An 18257-nucleotide genomic window follows, 5' to 3' on the forward strand; every position below is an offset into this window, starting at 1 on the left:
GTCGGCGAAACAGCTAGCTGTCTGCGTCGGCCTTCTTGCCGGCGCGCTTGCCGTAGCGAGCCTCGAAGCGTGCGACGCGACCGCCGGTGTCGAGGATCTTCTGCTTGCCGGTGTAGAAGGGGTGGCACTGCGAGCAGACCTCGACGCTGATGCGCTCTTTGTCGGTGGTGCTTCGGGTCTCGAAAGTATTTCCGCAACCACAGACGACTGTCGTCAGTGTGTAGTCGGGGTGAATTCCAGCCTTCATGGTGTCCTTACCGTTCTTTGTAATGGTCGCCGGGTCGCCTTCGCCGATCGAAGACGTGAACCGGAACCGGACTCGGCCGCTCAGTATGCCAGAGCGTGCATCTGACCTGCTAATCGCCGGTACTTCTGTGCCGACAGATCCATACAACGCAGGCACCGGCCAGGTTGTTCCCCGGACGCAACGGCCGGGGAACAAGCCGGTCAGTCGTTGATGCCGCCCGGAGCCGTCTTCGATACTTCCATCAGGAACTCGAGGTTGTTCTTGCTCTTCTTCAAGCGGTCGACCAGCAGGTCGATGGCTTGATGCGAGTCGAGCCCGGACAACACACGCCGCAGCTTGTGCACCACGGCCGCCTCGTCGGGAGCAAGGAGCAATTCGTCGTGTCGAGTGCTCGACGGATTGATGTCGACGGCCGGGAACACTCGCCGCTCGGCGATCTTGCGGTCGAGCTTGAGCTCGGCGTTGCCGGTGCCCTTGAACTCCTCGAAAATCACGGTGTCGCCGGTCGATCCGGTTTCGACCATGGCCGTGGCGATGATGGTCAACGATCCACCGTGCTCGATGTTTCGAGCGGCACCGAGGAAGCGCTTCGGCGGGTAGAGCGCTGTCGAGTCGACACCACCGGACAGGATCCGGCCGGAGGCAGGCGAGCTGTTGTTGTACGCGCGTCCAAGACGGGTGATCGAGTCGAGCAGAACCACCACGTCCTGGCCGGCCTCGACCAGACGCTTGGCGCGCTCGATCGCCAGTTCCGCCACCGCGGTGTGATCGCCCGGCGGTCGGTCGAACGTGGACGCGATGACCTCGCCCTTGACGCTGCGCTGCATGTCCGTCACTTCTTCTGGACGCTCGTCGACGAGGATGACCATCAGATAGCACTCGGGGTTGTTGATGGCGATCGCATTGGCGATGGCCTGCAGAACGCTGGTCTTACCGGCCTTCGGCGGGCTCACGATCAGCGCACGCTGCCCCTTGCCGATCGGCATCACCAAGTCGATGATGCGCGTGGTGAGGATGTTCTGCTGAGTCTCGAGGCGCAGCCGCTGGTTGGGGTACAACGGGGTGAGTTTGCCGAACTCCGGACGCTTACGCGCGGCCTCGACCTCGCGCCCGTTGACGGTGTCCAAGCGCACGAGCGGGTTGAACTTCTGCCGCTGGTTGGACTGCTCCCCCTCGCGGGCCACTCGAACTGCGCCGGTGACCGCATCACCGCGCCGAAGACCGTTCTTGCGAACCAGGTTCATCGACACGTAGACATCGTTGGGGCCGGCCAGGTAGCCCGAGGTGCGGACGAACGCGTAGTTGTCCAGAACGTCCAGGATGCCCGCGACGGGCTGGAGGACGTCGTCCTCGCGGATTTCGGTATCGCGCTCGCGTCCGCCGCCGTCGTTGCCTTCGCCGCGGTCGCGACCACGACGCCGTTCACGGAACCGACGGCCCCGCCGACCCCGGCCCTCGCCCTCGTCGTCCTGGTTGTTGTCGCGGTTGTCGCGGGGACCGTTGTTGCGATCCTCGTTTCGTCCGTCACCCTGATTGCGGTTGCGGCCGTTTCGACCGCCGTTGTCGCGGTTCGAGTTGTCGCGGCCGGAGTTGTCGCGATTCGAGTTGTCGCGATTCGAGTTGTCCCGGTCGCCCTGGTTACGGCCGGAATTGTCCCGGTCGCCCTGGTTACGGCCGTTTTCACGGTTCGAGTTGTCGCGACCGGAGTTGTCGCGGTTCGAGTTGTCCCGGTTGGCGTCGGGCTCGCGCTGTTCGCGGTCGGAACCGTCCTGCCGGTTCCGCTCGCCGCGGCTGCGCCGTGGACGTTCGGTGCCCGCGTTGTCGCCGGCCTCGTCGGGCTTCTCGGACGGAGCGGAAGTATCCGACGCTGGGCGCTCGGATGCGGCGGCCTCGGCTCCAGCCGAGTCGCCACTGCCGTCGAGCGGAAGCTGATCGGGCGCACCTGACCGGCGGCCGGCAGCTCGGCGGCCACGTGCACGACGCCCGGTCTCGGGGGCCGCGTCGGAAGCATCGGCCGAGTTCGCCTCGGAACCGCCCGCAGACGGGGTCTCGGGGGCCGGTGCAGCCTCGGCTGCAGGTTTGTCTTCGACGGGAGGCGTCGACGCGGCAGCCCGACGCGACTTGGGCGCGTCGGACTTGGGTGCATCGGACTTGGCTGCACTGGACTTGGTCGACGCAGCACCCGCCTGACGCTCGGATATGGCTGCGATCAGATCGCCCTTGCGCATACCGGAGATGCTCTTGATTCCGAGTTCGCCGGCAAGGCTGCGCAGCTCGGTGAGAACCATTCCGGACAAGCCTGCACGTCGGGGAGACGTCTCGGGCGCAGAGATGAGTTCCGTATCGGTCACGGAGGTCCTTTCCTTCCCTCGCTCGCTCGATGCGCAGCCGAGGGTTCGTTCCGCAGCTCGACATTCTGCCGAACTCGGATATTGCCGTTCATGTTCGACGCACTCCGCCGACGACACCGTCGATCCGGGACCGCAGATATCCACGGGAGGATCGAGTCAGGAGCGTCACATCACTCGGACGTTCTGAAATCCCCCGAATACAGCGACCTGAATGCCCTGACGAAACCGGCGTCTGAAGCGCACGATGTACGGACAGGGTTCACCATAGCGCCGTTGTCCCCAGTCGGCAAGAACCCTACTCGCCGGTTGTCACCTGATCGTGACCCCATCGGCGACATCGAGGTCGAGCACCCGCCACCCCTCGGCGGCTGCGGCCTCGCGCAGATCGGACGGAAACGGCTCGGTACACAGCGCCATCACCGTCGGTCCGGCACCGGAGACCACGGCTGCGATGGATCGCGCCCGAAGGCGGGCGATCCAACGGGTGGTGTCGGGCAGTGCCTGCGCCCGTTGACCTTGATGCAACAGATCCTCGGTCGCGGACATCAGCAGGTCCGGCCGTTCGGTGAGAGCCACCACCGTGAGAGCACTTCGGCTGACGTTGAAGGCCGCGTCGCGGTGAGGCACCAACTCCGGCAACAGCCCCCGAGTGTGCGAGGTGGACGAGCGCTCGGACGGAACGAGCACGACGACGGTGATACTCGGGTGCACCTCGAGCCGCACAGCTGCGTACTTGCGCGCCGTCACACTGGCATTGGGCGGCTCGCTCCACGACACGACCGCTCCGCCGAGACAACTTGCCGACGCATTGTCCGGATGACCCTCGAACTCCGACGAGAGCTGAACGAGCTGAGCCTGCGACAACGTCGATTCCGGATCCACCTTCGCCGCCAACGCATTGGCGGCGGCCAGACCTCCGACCACAGCCGACGCCGATGAACCGAGCCCTCTGGAATGGGGAATCACGTTGCGGCACTGAATATCCAGGCCATCCGCCCACACTCCTGCCGCCTCGAGCCCCCGCTCGATGGCGCGCACGACGAGATGCGTCGGCCCCCACGGCACATCCGCCGAGCCCTCGCCGTCGACGTGGATCCGCAATCCCGACGCGGTGGTCGTGACCTCGATCTCGTCGTAGAGTCCCAAAGCAATTCCGAGACTGTCGAATCCGGGTCCGATGTTGGCACTGGACGCCGGGACGCGCGCGGTGACCGTGAGTCCGATGGGGAGTGTCGTCGTCATAGCCGGAGATTCCGTCAACTCAGGCCAGCTCGAGCGCAGCCGCGACAGCGACGGGATCGACCGAAATCGGTTCGACGACAGGCATTCCCGACAAGGCCGTGTCAGGATCTTTGAGACCGTTTCCGGTCACGGTGCACACGACGGTCAGGCCCGGTTCGAGCCAGCCTTCCTTTCGCGCCGCGAGCAATCCGGCGACGCTGGCCGCGGACGCGGGCTCGACGAACACTCCCTCGGTCTTCGCGATCAGTCGGTAGGCCTCGAGAATCTCCTCGTCGGTGGCTGCGCGGAATGCACCGTCCGATTCTTCCTTCGCGTTGACGGCACCGTTCCAGGACGCGGGCGAGCCGATGCGGATGGCGGTGGCGATGGTCTCCGGATCCTGCACGGGAGCACCATGAACCAGCGGTGCAGCGCCTGCCGCCTGGACTCCGAGCATGCGCGGCTTGCGGGTGGTGAGGCCGTCACGGAAGTACTCCGAGTAGCCGCGCCAGTACGCGGTGATATTGCCTGCGTTCCCGACCGGAAGAGCATGGATGTCCGGCGCGTCGCCGAGTGCATCGCAGATCTCGAACGCCGCCGTCTTCTGACCCTCGATCCGGACGGGGTTGACCGAGTTGACGAGACCGATCGTCGGGAACTCCGCGGTTGTCTTACGTGCCAGTTCGAGGCAATCGTCGAAATTGCCCTGCACCTGAATGATCTTGGCTCCGTGCATCACTGCCTGGGCGAGCTTGCCCATCGCGATCTTGCCCTGCGGAACCAGCACCGCACAGGTCATTCCGGCCTTGGCCGCGTAGGCAGCGGCGGAGGCGGAGGTGTTGCCGGTGGAGGCGCACAGCACGGCTTCCTGCCCACGTGCGAGCGCGTCGGTGACGGCCATGGTCATTCCACGGTCCTTGAAGGAACCGGTGGGGTTGAGCCCTTCGACCTTCAGATGCACCGTGCAGCCGGTCAGTTCCGACAGATGTCCGGCCGGTAGCAGCGGCGTCCCGCCCTCACGCAACGTGACGGTCTTCCAATCCGGGCCGATGGCCAGACGCGGACGGTAGGCCTCGATCAGGCCGGGCCAGGGGGTGTGGACGCTCATACGGTGGTGCCTTCCAATCTGAGGACGCTGGCGACGTGCACGACCACGTCGAGCTGCTCGAGAGATGCAACGGTTTCGGACAGGGCCGAGTCGGCCGCGAGGTGGGTGACCACCACGAGCCTGGCCCCGTCACCGGCCCCGTGCTGCCGCACGGTCGAAATGCTGACGTCACGCTTGGAGAACTCGGCCGCTACGGTGGCCAGCACACCGGGCCTGTCGGCAACCTGCATGCTGACGTAGTAGCGAGTGAGAATGTCACCCATGGGGGCCACCTTGAGCTTGGCGTACTTGGACTCGAGCGGGCCTCGTCCGCCGTAGAACTTGTTGCGCGCAGCCATCACCAGGTCGCCGAGCACCGCGGACGCGGTCGGCGAACCGCCCGCGCCCTGACCGTAGAACATCAGCCGTCCGGCTGCCTCGGCTTCGACGACCACGGCGTTGAACGCGCCGTTCACCGAGGCCAAAGGGTGATTCAGAGGCACGAGCGCCGGGTAGACCCGAGCAGAGATCCGCTCCTTGCCCTTGGGCGTCACGATGCGTTCGCAGATGGCCAACAGCTTGATGGTGCAGTCCAAGGACTTCGCGGTTTCGAGATCGTCCGAGGTGATCTTGCTGATGCCCTCGCGGTAGACATCGCCTGCGGTCACCCGGGTATGGAACGCGATGGACGCCAGAATGGCAGCCTTGGACGCCGCGTCGTAGCCTTCGACGTCCGCGGTGGGGTCGGCTTCGGCGTAACCCAGACGCCCGGCCTCGGCAAGCGTTTCGGCGTAGTCCGCTCCGGTCTCGTCCATGGCCGAGAGAATGAAGTTGGTGGTGCCGTTGACGATTCCGGCGACCTTGTTCACACGGTCACCTGCGAGGGACTGCATCAGGGGGCGAACGACCGGAATGGCTCCGGCCACGGCAGCCTCGAAATACAGGTCTGCGCGCGACTTCTCGGCCGCGTCTGCCAGCTCTCCGGTGTACTCGGCCAACAGTGCCTTGTTCGCCGTGATGACGGACTTGCCCTTCTCGAGGGCAGAGAGCACGAGGGTGCGGGGAATGTCGATGCCGCCGAGCACCTCGACGACGATGTCGACGTCCTCGCGACCGACCAACTCGGCCGGGTCGTCGGTGAGCAGTTCGGCAGGAACACCGCGATCGCCGTCCACCCGGCGCACCGCGATACCTCGAATTTCAAGTGGCGCACCGATTCTCGCCTCGAAATCCGCTGCGTTCTCGGTGATGATCCGGACGACCTCGCTGCCGACGTTTCCGAGCCCGAGTACCGCGACGCCTATCGGCTTCGATGTCATGACTGAACCTCCAAGCTGAGCAGATCTTCGATGGTTTCCCGCCGCAGGATCAGGCGCGACTGCCCGTCCCGGACTGCGACCACCGCGGGCCGCGTCAGCAGGTTGTAGCGACTGGACATGGAGTAGCAGTAGGCACCGGTGGCCGCGACAGCCAGCAGGTCACCGGGGCCGACATCGGCCGGCATCCATGTGTTCTTGATGACGATGTCGCCACTCTCGCAGTGCTTTCCGACCACGCGGGCCATGACTGCCTCGGCCTCGCTCGTGCGCGAGACCAATCGGCAATCGTATTCGGCCTGGTACAGCGAGGTCCGGATGTTGTCGCTCATTCCCCCGTCGACGCTGATGTAGCGACGGCGGGTCGCCTTGTCGACGGTGACATCCTTGATGGTCCCGACCTCGTACAGCGTCACCGTTCCCGGTCCGGCGATCGCGCGACCCGGTTCGACGGCAATGGTCGGCACCGGCAGACCCACTGCGGCCGATTCCGTCCGCACGATCTCGGTCAGCTTCGCGGCCAACTGCTCCACCGGCGGCGGATCGTCACTGGGCAGATACGAGATGCCCATGCCGCCACCGAGATCGAGTGTCGATATCTGCGCGGTCTTGTCGACACCGAACTCCGAGACGATGTCTCGAAGCAGGCCGATCACCTTGTGCGCTGCCAGTTCGAAACCGTCGACCTCGAAAATCTGCGAGCCGATGTGACTGTGCAAACCGACGAGGCGCAGATTGTCGGCCGCGAACACCCGGCGCACCGCCTCGAGCGCCGAGCCGTCAGCGAGCGAGAAGCCGAACTTCTGGTCCTCGTGCGCGGTCGCGATGAACTCGTGCGTGTGCGCCTCGACTCCGACGGTGATGCGAACGAGGACGTCCTGAACCACTCCCGCGGCACCGGCGACTGCGTCGAGACGGTCGATCTCGATGGTCGAGTCGAGAACCACATGCTCGACGCCGGCGCGCACGCCCGCCTCGAGTTCGGCAACCGATTTGTTGTTGCCGTGCATGGCAATTCGGTCGGCGGGGAATCCGGCTGCCAACGCGATGGCCAGCTCGCCGCCGGAGCAGATGTCGAGGGACAGTCCTTCGTCGGCAACCCAGCGAGCGATCTCGCCGCAGAGAAAAGCCTTGGAGGCGTAGTGCACCCGCTCGGGTGCCCCGAAGGCAGCAGCCATGTCGCGACAGCGCGAACGGAAGTCGTCCTCGTCGACGACGAACAACGGCGTGCCGTACTGCTCCGCGAGATCGGTCACCGAGACTCCGCCGAGCCGGACGGTTCCATCGCCGCCGCGCTCGGCGTTGCGGGGCCACACCTGCTCGGGCAGCGTCGTCATCTCCGACGCCACCGCCGGGCGCTCGGGCGTCGTCTGTTCGGCGGGACCACCGGCATGCTTGGGTCCCGCCGGATGTGCGCTCACATGCGCTCCGGTGCGGTGACCCCGAGCAGTTCGAGGCCGTTGGCCAGAACCTGCCGGGTCGCGTTCCCCAACGCCAGTCGTGCGGTGTTCACAGCTCCGGGCTCCTCGTCTCCTTGTGGAAGTACTCGACACGCACCGTAGAAACGGTGGTAGGCACCCGCCAACTCCTCGAGGTAGCGGGCAATTCGGTGGGGTTCACGTAGTTCGGCAGCACTGGCCACCACACGCGGGTACTCGCCGATCGTCCTGATCAACTCGCCCTCCTGCTCGTGCGTCAGCAGGCTCAGATCGGGATTGTCGGCCGAGATCCCCAGTTCGGCGGCATTGCGTGCGAGCGAGGCCAAGCGGGCGTGCGCGTACTGGACGTAGTAGACGGGATTCTCGTTGCTCGCACTCGCCCAGAGAGCGAGGTCGATGTCGATGCTCGAGTCGACGGACGATCGGATCATGACGTACCGGGAGGCGTCGACGCCGATGGCGTCGACCAGGTCGTCGAGGGTGATGACGGTTCCGGCGCGCTTGCTCATCTTCACCGCGACGCCGTCGCGCACGAGGTTGACCATCTGCCCGATGAGCACCTCCACGGTGCCCGGATCGTCGCCGAAGGCTGCCGCAGCGGCCTTGAGTCGTCCGATGTATCCGTGGTGGTCGGCTCCGAGCATGTAGATGCACAGGTCGAAGCCGCGCTGGCGCTTGTTCTGGAAGTAGGCGATATCACCTGCGATGTAGGCGGCGTTGCCGTCGCTCTTGATGACCACACGATCCTTGTCGTCGCCGTACTCGGTGGATCGGAGCCACCAGGCACCGTCCTCCTCGTACAGACTGCCCGACGTCTTGAGGTACTCGACCGATGCGTCGACGGCACCCGAGTCGAACAGCGAGTTCTCGTGGAAGTAGACGTCGAAATCGACGCCGAAATCGTGCAGGTTCGCCTTGATCCGGTCGAACATCAGCTCGGTTCCGATCGATCGGAACGTTTCTTCCTGTGCCTGCGGAGCCAGTTCGAGGGCCTGCGGCTCCCGGGCGAGCACCTGCGATGCGATCTCGGCGATGTACTCGCCCGCGTATCCGTTCTCCGGTGCGGGTTCTCCCTTCGCCGCGGCGATGAGTGAGCGACTGAAACGGTCGATCTGAGCGCCGTGATCGTTGAAGTAGTACTCCCGGGTGACCTCCGCGCCGTGAGCGGTCAGGATGCGACCGAGTGCGTCGCCAACAGCAGCCCACCGGGTTCCGCCGAGATGCACCGGGCCCGTCGGGTTGGCCGAGACGAACTCGAGGTTGACCTTCTTGCCCGCCATCGACGATCCGCTGCCGAAGGCCGGGCCGTCGGCCAGCACTCGGGCAACGATTTCACCTTGCGCTGCGGCGGCCAGCCTGATGTTCAGGAATCCGGGGCCTGCGACATCGGCGCTCGCGATTGCGGCATCGGCCGCGAGGGCCTCGGCGAGCCAACCGGCGAAATCGCGAGGGTTGGCTCCGGCCTTCTTCGCCACCTGCAGCGCCACGTTGGTCGCGTAGTCGCCGTGCTCGGGGTTGCGGGGACGCTCGACGGTCAGTTTCGCAGGTAGAACGGATGCGTCGAGGCCGCGGTCGGCGAGCACCTTCGCGGCGGTCGCATGCAGCAGTTCGGCAAGATCGGCGGGAGTCACAGGTAGCTATCCTATTGGCTGGTGCGCGGCGTGCTCGCATGCACTGCCCGTCCGCTTCCGCGCTCACCCGGTCGATGCGGACGCCGCAGGCTCTGAGCACGCTCTCAGGCAAAGAACGTACAGTAAGGGCGCTCTGCGGAGATGATGCATCGTTACCGCCGTCACCAGCAGAAACGAATCAACAGCGCCACCGACCACCCACTTTCCTCGACTGAGAGAGCAACCACAGCGATGCCAACGGGTCCCGACAAAGGCAACCAGAACAAGTCGGCTGCGAAGGCAAACAAAGCCATCAACGCGGCCAACAAGAAGTCAGCAGGCAAGAAGAAGAGCGGCGTGCCCGCCGCCAAGGGGCGGCAGATCCCCTGGCTGACCGTTGCCGGTGTCGTTGTGGTCCTCGGTCTCGTCGCGGGGCTCGGGTTCAACCTGTACCCGAAGTACCAGGACAGTGCCGAGGCGAAGAAGTTCTCGCCCAGCGAGAGCAATCAGGATCCGTCGACCGATATCGACGGGGTCGTGGTGAAGGACTATCCGGCGGCCCTGCACGTCGCACGCTCGCAGCGAGTCGCCTACGACCAGTCGCCGCCGTTCGGTGGACCGCACGATGCCGTGTGGGCCACCTGCACCGGAATTGTCTATCCCGAAGCCATCCGCTCCGAAAATGCGGTGCATTCGCTCGAGCACGGTGCCGTCTGGATCACGTACAACCCCGACGATCTGAGCGCGGACCAGATTCAGACGCTGGCCGATCGCGTCGACGGTGAAACTCAGATGATGATGTCGCCGTACCCCGGCCTCGACAGTCCGGTTTCGCTGCAGTCCTGGGGCCACCAACTCAAGCTGGACAGTGTGGACGACGCACGCATCAGCCAGTTCATCTCGGCCCTGCGCCTCAACCGTTTCGCCTACCCCGAGGTCGGTGCCAGCTGCGCATCGGTGCCCGGAACCGGCGACAACGCCTTCGACCCGGACAACCCGCCCCTGTTCGACGCCTCCGCACCCGGCCCCGACGCGGTGCCGATGGACGGCGGCGGCATTGCTCCCGATACGAGCGAGACCGGCGGAGCAGGCGGAATGCAGCTGCCGAGCGACCTGCAGATCCCGTCGAACTGATGACCGAGACGACGACCGACAACGCGCCGACGCCTGACTCCGCAGGCAAGCCCAGCCAACGCGTCGCGCTGGTGGCGCTTGCCCTGATTGCCGTCCTCGCCATCGGGTTCGCGTTGGGCTTTCTGGTCAAGAGCCCGTTCCGAGACGGCGACAACTCACCCGCAGCGGACTCGGTGGATGTCGGCTTCGCTCAGGACATGACCGTGCACCACGAGCAGGCGATCGAGATGGCCGCGGTGGCATTGACCAATGCCTCCGACCAGGCAGTCAAGAGCTTGGCGTTCGACATACTCACATCTCAGCAAAACCAGGTGGGACAGATGCAGGGCTGGTTGGCTCTGTGGGATCGCGCACCGATCTCCACCGACGGTTACATGGGGTGGATGAGCGAGGACGACGCACACGGACACGCGGCGAACGGGATGTCGATGGATGCCGGATCTGCCGATCCCACCAGGGCGATGCCGGGCATGGCCAACTCGACCGAACTCGCAGCGCTTCGACAGGCCACGGGCTCGGACGTGGACGTGCTGTTTCTGCAGCTCATGCTGCGCCACCACGAGGGCGGCCTGGCGATGATGGAGTACGCCACCACCCACGCGCAGTCACCTGCGGTGATCAACTTGGCCAAGTCCATGGTCGAAACACAATCCGGCGAGTCGACGCTGATGAAGCAGATGCTCGCCGCGAAGGGTGCGCAGCCACTGCCCCTGGGGTGATTTCGACTCCGGCCGCGTATACGCTAGTCTTTCGTACAGCCCAACAGGCACACCGGCCTCGCCGGTGCGCCCCCGTAGCTCAGGGGATAGAGCGTTCGCCTCCGGAGCGAAAGGCCGCAGGTTCGAATCCTGCCGGGGGCACACATTTTTCACGCCGGCCACCTGCTCCGGGTGCCCGCTCGACCGAGACGGTGGACTCCCATGTCGGAGGATCTCCCCCATATCGAGTCGGTCGTCGACACCCTGTACTCACTTGCGCCCGCCGATTTCGTCGCACGCCGGTCCGCGTACGCCACCGAGTTCAAGAAGGCCGGAGACAAGGCCGGAGCCGCCAGGATCGGTGCCCTCCGCAAGCCCACCGTCGTGGCGTGGTTGGTCAACAATCTGGCCCGGCAGGACGAGTCGGCCCTGGCCGAACTGTTCGACCTCGGCGAGCAACTCGAACGGGCCCAGCAGCGCGGCGACGGGCGTCGATTACGTGAGTTGTCCACTGCTCGAAGCACTTCGATACGCGCCCTCACCGAAACGGCCGTCTCGCTCGGACACGATCTGGGCATCACCGTCGGTGACAACGCTGTGCGCGAGATTGGCAACACCCTGAACGCGGCGATGGCCGACCTCGACGTTCGCGACCGCGTTCGCGCGGGCAGGACCGTGGCGGCCGAAACCTACAGTGGCTTCGGACCTGCCCTGCTCTCGCTCGTTCCGGATGCCCCCGAGGATGACGACACAGAGCAGGACGACGCACGGGAGACCGAGGATGAGCACGAGGACGATCGGTCGACCATCGACGAAGCAGAACGGAACCGTCTGCTCGCCGAACTCGACTCGGCCGAGGCCGAGCTCGATACCGCGCGAATCGACGCCGAGGAAGCCACGGCCGAGCACCAACGATGCGAGGCCGAACTACACAGCGCTGCAGCAGAGGTCGCGCGGATCGAGTCCGAACTCGATGCGGCGAAAGCCCGGGCCCGACAATCACGGAAGGCATCGAAGGCAAGCTCGGTACACGTGCGTTCGGCGATGGACGTGCACGAGGCTGCCCGCGCTCGGGTCGCCGAAGCCCGGTCGGCACTCGATGCCCTGACCTGACCTACCCTGGCGTGGTGACCACACGATGGCAGGCCGAGAACTCTGCAGCCGATTCCAAGCGATACATCGAAAGATTCGACCGCCTGGCCGAGCGAGGCGTGGACCTGCACGGTGAGGCCCGGATGGTCGATGCGCTGGTCTCCCCTGCGTCGAACATCCTCGATGCCGGATGCGGCACAGGCAGGCTCGGTGCCGAACTCGCTCGCCGCGGACACCGGGTGACCGCGGTGGATCTCGATCCGGTTCTGGCGGAGGCCGCGCGAGCACACCCCGAACTCGACGTGCATGTCGCCGATCTGACGACGCTGGATCTGGGACGGACGTTCGATGCAGCCGTGGCAGCGGGCAACGTACTGGTCTTCATGAAGCCCGGTACCGAACGCGCAGCGCTCCAACGTATCTGGGCCCACCTGACCGACGGCGGGGTGTTCGTCACCGGGTTCGCCACCGATCGGGAGTACACGGTGGACATGCTCGACCAGGATCTGGCTGCGACCGGGTTCGATGTAGAACATCGTTTCGCGACGTGGGATCTTAGGCCCTGGCGAACCGACGCGGACTGGGCTGTCACGGTGGCACGGAAGGCCGCATTGTTGGCATGAGAGTTCGAACGATCGCGTGATCGCGATCAAATCTCGACTCATACGACGGGCACGCGAACCGGACACCGTGGGAGGATGGTCGGTATGCCTGCACCGTCTCCGCTTCCACTCGACCCCATTGCAGAGGCCCACCGACAGTGGACCGAGCACGGGTGGCCCGAGGCCGCCGACGGTATGGCGGCCGTGACGTCGTTGATGCGCGCTCAGCAGATCATGCTGGCACGGGTCGAGGAAGCTCTCAAGCCCACGGGACTGACCTTCTCGCGGTACGAGCTGCTGACGTTGCTGACGTTCACCAAGAACGGTGCGCTACCGATGGCGAAGGCCAGTGCGCGTCTGCAGGTGCATCCCACGAGTGTGACCAACGCTGTCGACCGTCTCGAATCGGTGGGATACGTTCGGCGCATTCCGCATCCGAGCGATCGACGCACCACTCTGGTCGAAATCACCGATCAGGGACGCACGTTGGCGCTCGAGGCCACCGAGCGTCTGAACTCGTTGGTGTTCGCCCAACCCGGCCTCGCGCGCGACAAGTTGCTCGGGCTCATCCGCATCTTGGCGGAACTGCGTTCCGATGCAGGCGATTTCGACAGTGATGACATATCCACATCGTTCTGAGTTCTGTGGTGACTGATCACAAATTAATGGCACACCCGTACCGCTCGTGGTGGAATGTCCTTGCGAACAGGGCGGAGTCGATCTGCTGAAGGGCGGGGCCGGGTGCTGGTGTTGGGGGTCGGAGCGGGTGCGCACGGTGCACGCGCAATTCTGACGTATCTGGACAGCCCGCACCGCACGCCCATCGTCTCTCGTACGGTGCGCCGCGCGCCCGGGCAGTCCTTGGCCACCACGATTGCCACCGGCGTCGACGCCATCCACTCCATCGCCGGAGCCATGTCACTACCGGTGCAGTTCTCCGCCATCGCATACCGAGTGGCGACCGATCCGGGTACGGTCGCCACCAGCGGCACTGCTCGCACTGCGTCACTGGTACCGGAAACCGCTGCGCAAGTGCGCTACCTACGTTTCATCGGACTGGTTCCCAATCACGGGGTCACGGTGCTGTGCGATATCGGTAGTACCGGCACCACGGTCACCGTCATCGATCTCGCGTCCTCCCGCACACTCATGGCGCGGCGCACTGCCACATTCTGCGGAGACGATCTCGATCATTCGGTTCGCCGACTGCTCTCATCGAACGGCGTGCGTGTCGACATCGATGCAAGCCGTGCCATCAAGGAGCAACTCAGCGTCGACTCCGTCGTCAGCACGACGGACACCGCAGGCGCGGCGCGGCATGTGTTGACCCGGCGCGACTTCGACGATCTCATTGCCGGGCCGGTGCGGTACGCAGGCATGCTGGTGGAGCAGACGCTCCAATTGTCCGGAGCCAGAGCGCAGTCCATCGTCGTGGTGGGCGGCGGTGCGAACATCACGTCGATAGCTCGGTTACTGGAGAAGCGAACTGGCTTGACCACTCTGGTGCCGTCGATGCCGGAGTTGGTCTCGGCCCGCGGTGCCGCCCTGCTGTCTCCCGACAGGTAGAGCGGCACCTCGGAAGACCGGAAACTACCGGTGCTTGAAGTCCGGCGTCCGCTTCTCGATGAACGCCGACATGCCTTCCTTCTGATCCTCGGTTGCGAAGATCGAATGAAACACCCGGCGCTCGAACAGCACGCCCTCGCGCAGGCTCGACTCGAACGATCTGTTCACCGCCTCTTTCGCCATCATTGCCACTGGCAGCGACATCTCGGCAATGGTCGTCGCCGTCGCGATGGCGTCGTCGAGGAGATCCGCGACCGGCACGATGCGCGAGACGAGGCCGGCTCGCTCGGCCTCGTCGACCTTCATGTTGCGGCCGGTCAAACACATCTCCATGGCCTTCGCCTTGCCTACCGCGCGGGTCAGCCGCTGTGACCCACCGATTCCCGGAATGACGCCCAGCTTGATCTCCGGTTGCCCGAATACCGCTGTGTCGGAGGCGATCAGCACATCACAGAGCATCGCCAGTTCGCACCCGCCGCCGAGCGCGTACCCGGACACCGCCGCGATCAGCGGTGTTCGAGCCGAGGCCAACCTGTCCCATGCTGCGAAGAAATCCTCGAGGTAGACATCCATGTAGGACTTCGGCTGCATCTCCTTGATATCGGCACCAGCGGCGAACGCCCGCTCGGATCCGGTGATCAGAATTGCACCGATGCCCGAGTCGGCGTCGAGCTCCTCGACCACCGAGACGACCTCCCGCATCAACTGAGAGTTGAGCGCGTTGAGCGCCTTCGGGCGGTTGAGCGTGATGATGCCGACGCGTCCCCGACGCTCGAGCAGAATTGTCTCGAAATCACTCACAGGTCGGCTCCATTCGATCGTTCGCGGATGTCGTTGATGATCCCGGAGAAGTCGACATCGGCACCGCCCCCGGAGGTTCCCTTGAATCGCGCGTACAGTTCGGCGGCCTGCAAACCGAGAACGCCCTCGACGCCGTTGTCCCGCAGCGCGTTGGCAGCCAGGCTCAAATCCTTGTCCATCAACGCGGCAGCGAATCCGGGCTTGTAGTCGTTGTTCGCCGGGCTCGTCGGAACAGGACCAGGCACAGGGCAATTGGTGGTCAGGGCCCAACATTGACCGGATGCAGTCGAGGCCACGTCGAACAGTGCCTGGTTGCTCAGTCCGAGCTTCTCCCCCAGGACGAACGCCTCGCTGATCGCGATCATCGAGACGCCGAGAATCATGTTGTTGCAGATCTTGGCGGCCTGACCGTTTCCTGCGGCCCCGCAGTGCACGACCTTTCGGCCCATGACATCGAGAACTGCTGCAGCAGAGGCGAAGTCTTCCTCGGAACCGCCCACCATGAAAGTCAACGTCCCGGCTGTCGCCCCGCCGACGCCGCCCGAGACGGGCGCATCGATGCTGCGGTGGCCGGCCTCGCCTGCAAGGCGATGTGCGGCATGGGCGTCGGCGACATCGATGGTCGAGGAGTCGATGAACAGCGTTCCGGGCGCGGCCTCGGGTAGCAGGTCTGCATACAACCCGAGCACCAGCTTGCCGTTGGGCAGCATGGTGATGACGGTGTCGGCACCGGCGACGGCAGCGGCCGCCGATTCCATGACGGTGACGCCGTCTTTCGCGGCTTGCTCGAGAGCGGCGGGCACCAGATCGAAGCCCTGCACCGTGTAGCCCGCCGCAGCCAGATTGGCGGCCATTGGTCCACCCATGTGGCCCAGGCCGATGAAACCGATCGTCTTCTCGCTCATCACTGCTCACCTTCTGTATGTGCGTTCGACAGGCCGAGCTCCGCGTCCCCGAGAGGCGCGAAGTACCGGTCGACGTCCTCGGGTGTGACCTCCGCCAACGTACGCGGTTGCCACTGCGGATTGCGATCCTTCTCCACTACCTGCGCCCGAATCCCTTCGACGAGGTCATGGCTGCTCAGCGACGCGACCGACACGCGGTACTCGTCGTCGAGCACCGCCTCCAGCGTCGGAAGTGTCGCTGCGCGTCGCAGAGATCTCAGTGTGACGGCCAGCGCGACGGGCGATTTGGATGCAATGTCCTGTGCGGCCTGCTGGGCCTGCGGCACCGAACTGGCAGCGAGAGCATCGATGATGGCCTGAACGTCGTCGCCGGCGTAGCAGGTGTCGATCCAGTCCTGCTGGTCGACGGTCGAGTCCGGTGCAGGCTCGCTGAACGTCGAGACGGCCTCACCGACACTGACGGTTGCCAGTGCCGAGTAGAAGTCTTCGAGCTTGTCCGATGGAATGTAGTGATCGGCAAAACCGGACGCGATGGCATCCGCGGCGTTCATTCTCGCTGTGGTGAGCGCGAAATGAGTGCCGATCTCACCGGGAGCACGGGAGAGCAGATACGTTCCACCGACATCGGGGACGAAACCGATGCCGACCTCCGGCATCGCGATCTTCGAGCGTTCGGTGACGATTCGGGTGTTGGCGTGGGCCGAGAGTCCGACGCCCCCGCCCATCACGATGCCGTCCATGACGGCCACGAACGGCTTCGGGAATCGGGCTATCGCGGCGTTGAGGATGTACTCGTCACGCCAGAAGTCCTTGCTCGCACTGCCACCCTCCTTGGCGTCGTGGTAGATCGAGACGATGTCGCCGCCCGCGCACAGTCCACGCTCGCCTGCTCCGGTGAGCAGTACGACATCGATGTCGTCGTCGGTTGCCCACTGCGTCAACGCCGGTGCGATCTCGCGCACCATCGCGTGATCGAGCGCGTTGATGGCTTTGGGACGATTGAGCACGATCCGGCCGATACCACCGGAGACTTCGACGATCACATCGCTCATGCCGCACCCACGATCGATCGAGCAACGACGACGCGCATGATTTCGTTCGTCCCTTCCAGAATCTGATGCACGCGAAGGTCGCGAACAATTTTCTCGATGCCGTACTCGGACAGATATCCGTATCCGCCCAACAATTGCAGCGACCCGTTGGCAACGTCGAAACCGGTGTCGGTTCCGAACCGCTTTGCCATCGCACACATTTCGACCTTGTCCGGAGCGTTGCGCTGCAGAGCATCCGCAGCGCGCCACAGCAGAGTTCGGGCCGCCTCCAGTTCGGTTCTGAAATCGGCCAACCGGAACTGCAGGGCCTGCGCATCGAGCAGCCGAGCTCCGAATGCCGTGCGCTCGGCCAGGTATGCGACGGCCTTGTCCAGAGCCGACTGCGCGCCGCCGATCGAACACGCGGCGATGTTGATGCGGCCTCCGTTGAGACCGTTCATCGCGATCCGGAAACCGCCGCCCTCGCTACCCAGCAGATTCTCGGCCGGAACACGAACTCCTTCGAGCACGACCTGTCGGGTGGGCTGGGCATTCCAACCCATCTTCTTCTCGTTCGCTCCGAACGAGAGCCCGTCGGTGCCCTTGGGCACGATGAACGCCGAGATTCCGCTCGGCCCCGGAGCCCCGGTACGCGCCATGACGACGTATACCGCTGATGTCCCTGCACCGGAAATGAACTGCTTGACGCCGTCCAACACGTACTCGTCACCGTCGCGAACGGCCTTGGTGCTCAGCTGTGCTGCATCCGATCCAGCGCCAGGCTCGGTGAGGCAGTAACTGCCCAGCTGATCCATCGCACACAGGCCGGGAAGCCATGTCCGGCGCTGCTCGTCGGTGCCGTAGGTGTCGATCATCCAGGCAACCATGTTGTGGATGGATATGTATGCAGCGATGGACGGATCGCCCGTAGCGAGTTGCTCGAATATTCGTACCGAGTCGACTCTGGTCAACCCCGATCCACCCACATCCTCGCGAATGTAGATGCCACCCATACCCAGATCGGCCGCCTTGCGCAGGACGTCGACCGGGAAGTGCTTGTTCTGATCCCACTCGACGGCGTTGGGCGCGAGAAGTTCGTCGGCGAATTCGCGAGCGGTGTCGTTGATCGCTCGCTCGTCCTCGTTCAGTGTGAACAT

Annotated in this window: 17 protein-coding genes and 1 tRNA gene; 7 read left to right on the plus strand and 11 right to left on the minus strand. The window is 64.8% G+C overall.

All coding sequences use genetic code 11. The features are described 5' to 3' along the window. Positions 1-13: 13 nt before the first annotated feature. The 7 genes from rpmE to argS all read right to left on the minus strand — a co-directional run bounded on the left by rpmE (position 14) and on the right by argS (position 9292). A complete protein-coding gene (gene rpmE / locus ACOQFP_RS22195) occupies positions 14-247 on the minus strand; it encodes a 50S ribosomal protein L31 (RefSeq protein ID WP_008715081.1) in 234 nt (77 codons plus the stop codon). Between the two features lie 200 nt (positions 248-447). After that, positions 448-2598 (minus strand): transcription termination factor Rho, encoded by a 2151-nt coding sequence (gene rho / locus ACOQFP_RS22200; RefSeq protein WP_421585545.1) that lies wholly within the window; start codon positions 2596-2598, stop codon positions 448-450. A 309-nt stretch (positions 2599-2907) separates the two neighbouring features. After that, entirely contained in the window at positions 2908-3840 is a 933-nt protein-coding gene (gene thrB, locus ACOQFP_RS22205; RefSeq protein WP_421585546.1) for a homoserine kinase, read from the minus strand. 19 nt (positions 3841-3859) lie between these two features. Next, positions 3860-4927, minus strand: a complete 1068-nt coding sequence (gene thrC, locus ACOQFP_RS22210; protein ID WP_206489461.1) for a threonine synthase — start codon at positions 4925-4927, stop codon at positions 3860-3862. After that, positions 4924-6225: a homoserine dehydrogenase gene (locus ACOQFP_RS22215; RefSeq protein ID WP_206489462.1), complete on the minus strand. Its 1302-nt coding sequence runs from the start codon at positions 6223-6225 to the stop codon at positions 4924-4926. Before ACOQFP_RS22215 ends, thrC begins: the two co-directional genes overlap by 4 nt. Continuing rightward, complete coding sequence (gene lysA, locus ACOQFP_RS22220; protein ID WP_421585547.1) at positions 6222-7643, minus strand: diaminopimelate decarboxylase; 1422 nt, start codon at positions 7641-7643, stop codon at positions 6222-6224. The genes ACOQFP_RS22215 and lysA overlap by 4 nt, the downstream gene beginning before the upstream one ends. Beyond that, on the minus strand, positions 7640-9292 hold the full coding sequence (gene argS / locus ACOQFP_RS22225) for an arginine--tRNA ligase (protein ID WP_421585548.1): 1653 nt from the start codon (positions 9290-9292) through the stop codon (positions 7640-7642). Before argS ends, lysA begins: the two co-directional genes overlap by 4 nt. A 231-nt stretch (positions 9293-9523) precedes the next feature. Between argS and ACOQFP_RS22230 the strand changes: the two genes are divergently transcribed. The 7 genes from ACOQFP_RS22230 to ACOQFP_RS22260 all read left to right on the plus strand — a co-directional run bounded on the left by ACOQFP_RS22230 (position 9524) and on the right by ACOQFP_RS22260 (position 14363). Then, entirely contained in the window at positions 9524-10405 is an 882-nt protein-coding gene (locus ACOQFP_RS22230; RefSeq protein WP_206489465.1) for a DUF3105 domain-containing protein, read from the plus strand. After that, positions 10405-11124, plus strand: coding sequence for a DUF305 domain-containing protein (locus ACOQFP_RS22235; protein ID WP_341245442.1), 720 nt, complete (start codon positions 10405-10407; stop codon positions 11122-11124). The genes ACOQFP_RS22230 and ACOQFP_RS22235 overlap by 1 nt, the downstream gene beginning before the upstream one ends. Positions 11125-11192: 68 nt before the next feature. After that, positions 11193-11265: transfer RNA gene (locus ACOQFP_RS22240), tRNA-Arg, on the plus strand. A gap of 60 nt (positions 11266-11325) precedes the next feature. After that, positions 11326-12216, plus strand: a complete 891-nt coding sequence (locus ACOQFP_RS22245; RefSeq protein WP_421585549.1) for a hypothetical protein — start codon at positions 11326-11328, stop codon at positions 12214-12216. 11 nt (positions 12217-12227) lie between these two features. Next, positions 12228-12818, plus strand: a complete 591-nt coding sequence (locus tag ACOQFP_RS22250; RefSeq protein ID WP_307830775.1) for a class I SAM-dependent methyltransferase — start codon at positions 12228-12230, stop codon at positions 12816-12818. A gap of 84 nt (positions 12819-12902) precedes the next feature. Next, the gene (locus tag ACOQFP_RS22255) at positions 12903-13436 is read left to right on the plus strand and encodes a MarR family winged helix-turn-helix transcriptional regulator (protein WP_206489468.1); all 534 of its coding nucleotides are present in this window, start codon (positions 12903-12905) and stop codon (positions 13434-13436) included. A gap of 102 nt (positions 13437-13538) precedes the next feature. Continuing rightward, the gene (locus tag ACOQFP_RS22260) at positions 13539-14363 is read left to right on the plus strand and encodes a rod shape-determining protein (RefSeq protein ID WP_206489469.1); all 825 of its coding nucleotides are present in this window, start codon (positions 13539-13541) and stop codon (positions 14361-14363) included. 24 nt (positions 14364-14387) lie between these two features. On the opposite strand, the gene ACOQFP_RS22265 is transcribed toward ACOQFP_RS22260, so the two are convergent. From ACOQFP_RS22265 to ACOQFP_RS22280, 4 genes are read right to left on the minus strand one after another with little or no spacing between them, the layout of a single operon-like run. Next, positions 14388-15164, minus strand: a complete 777-nt coding sequence (locus ACOQFP_RS22265) for an enoyl-CoA hydratase (protein ID WP_421585550.1) — start codon at positions 15162-15164, stop codon at positions 14388-14390. Then, complete coding sequence (mmsB, locus tag ACOQFP_RS22270) at positions 15161-16069, minus strand: 3-hydroxyisobutyrate dehydrogenase (RefSeq protein WP_206489471.1); 909 nt, start codon at positions 16067-16069, stop codon at positions 15161-15163. The genes ACOQFP_RS22265 and mmsB overlap by 4 nt, the downstream gene beginning before the upstream one ends. Beyond that, complete coding sequence (locus ACOQFP_RS22275) at positions 16069-17121, minus strand: enoyl-CoA hydratase/isomerase family protein (RefSeq protein ID WP_206489472.1); 1053 nt, start codon at positions 17119-17121, stop codon at positions 16069-16071. Before ACOQFP_RS22275 ends, mmsB begins: the two co-directional genes overlap by 1 nt. Continuing rightward, a complete protein-coding gene (locus ACOQFP_RS22280; protein WP_421585551.1) occupies positions 17118-18257 on the minus strand; it encodes an isobutyryl-CoA dehydrogenase in 1140 nt (379 codons plus the stop codon). Before ACOQFP_RS22280 ends, ACOQFP_RS22275 begins: the two co-directional genes overlap by 4 nt.

Origin of the sequence: Rhodococcus sp. MALMAid1271, assembly GCF_049195265.1 — a bacterium.
Taxonomy (GTDB): Bacteria; Actinomycetota; Actinomycetes; order Mycobacteriales; family Mycobacteriaceae; genus Rhodococcoides.

What these genes read in the sequence shown, in the direction of transcription:
- rpmE (WP_008715081.1), bottom strand. Translation starts at nt 247, where the DNA reads ATGAAGGCTGGAATTCACCCCGACTACACACTGACGACAGTCGTCTGT.
- thrB (WP_421585546.1), bottom strand. Translation starts at nt 3,840, where the DNA reads ATGACGACGACACTCCCCATCGGACTCACGGTCACCGCGCGCGTCCCG.
- thrC (WP_206489461.1), bottom strand. Translation starts at nt 4,927, where the DNA reads ATGAGCGTCCACACCCCCTGGCCCGGCCTGATCGAGGCCTACCGTCCG.
- ACOQFP_RS22215 (WP_206489462.1), bottom strand. Translation starts at nt 6,225, where the DNA reads ATGACATCGAAGCCGATAGGCGTCGCGGTACTCGGGCTCGGAAACGTC.
- ACOQFP_RS22230 (WP_206489465.1), top strand. Translation starts at nt 9,524, where the DNA reads ATGCCAACGGGTCCCGACAAAGGCAACCAGAACAAGTCGGCTGCGAAG.
- ACOQFP_RS22235 (WP_341245442.1), top strand. Translation starts at nt 10,405, where the DNA reads ATGACCGAGACGACGACCGACAACGCGCCGACGCCTGACTCCGCAGGC.
- ACOQFP_RS22245 (WP_421585549.1), top strand. Translation starts at nt 11,326, where the DNA reads ATGTCGGAGGATCTCCCCCATATCGAGTCGGTCGTCGACACCCTGTAC.
- ACOQFP_RS22255 (WP_206489468.1), top strand. Translation starts at nt 12,903, where the DNA reads ATGCCTGCACCGTCTCCGCTTCCACTCGACCCCATTGCAGAGGCCCAC.
- mmsB (WP_206489471.1), bottom strand. Translation starts at nt 16,069, where the DNA reads ATGAGCGAGAAGACGATCGGTTTCATCGGCCTGGGCCACATGGGTGGA.
- ACOQFP_RS22275 (WP_206489472.1), bottom strand. Translation starts at nt 17,121, where the DNA reads ATGAGCGATGTGATCGTCGAAGTCTCCGGTGGTATCGGCCGGATCGTG.
- ACOQFP_RS22280 (WP_421585551.1), bottom strand. Translation starts at nt 18,257, where the DNA reads ATGTTCACACTGAACGAGGACGAGCGAGCGATCAACGACACCGCTCGC.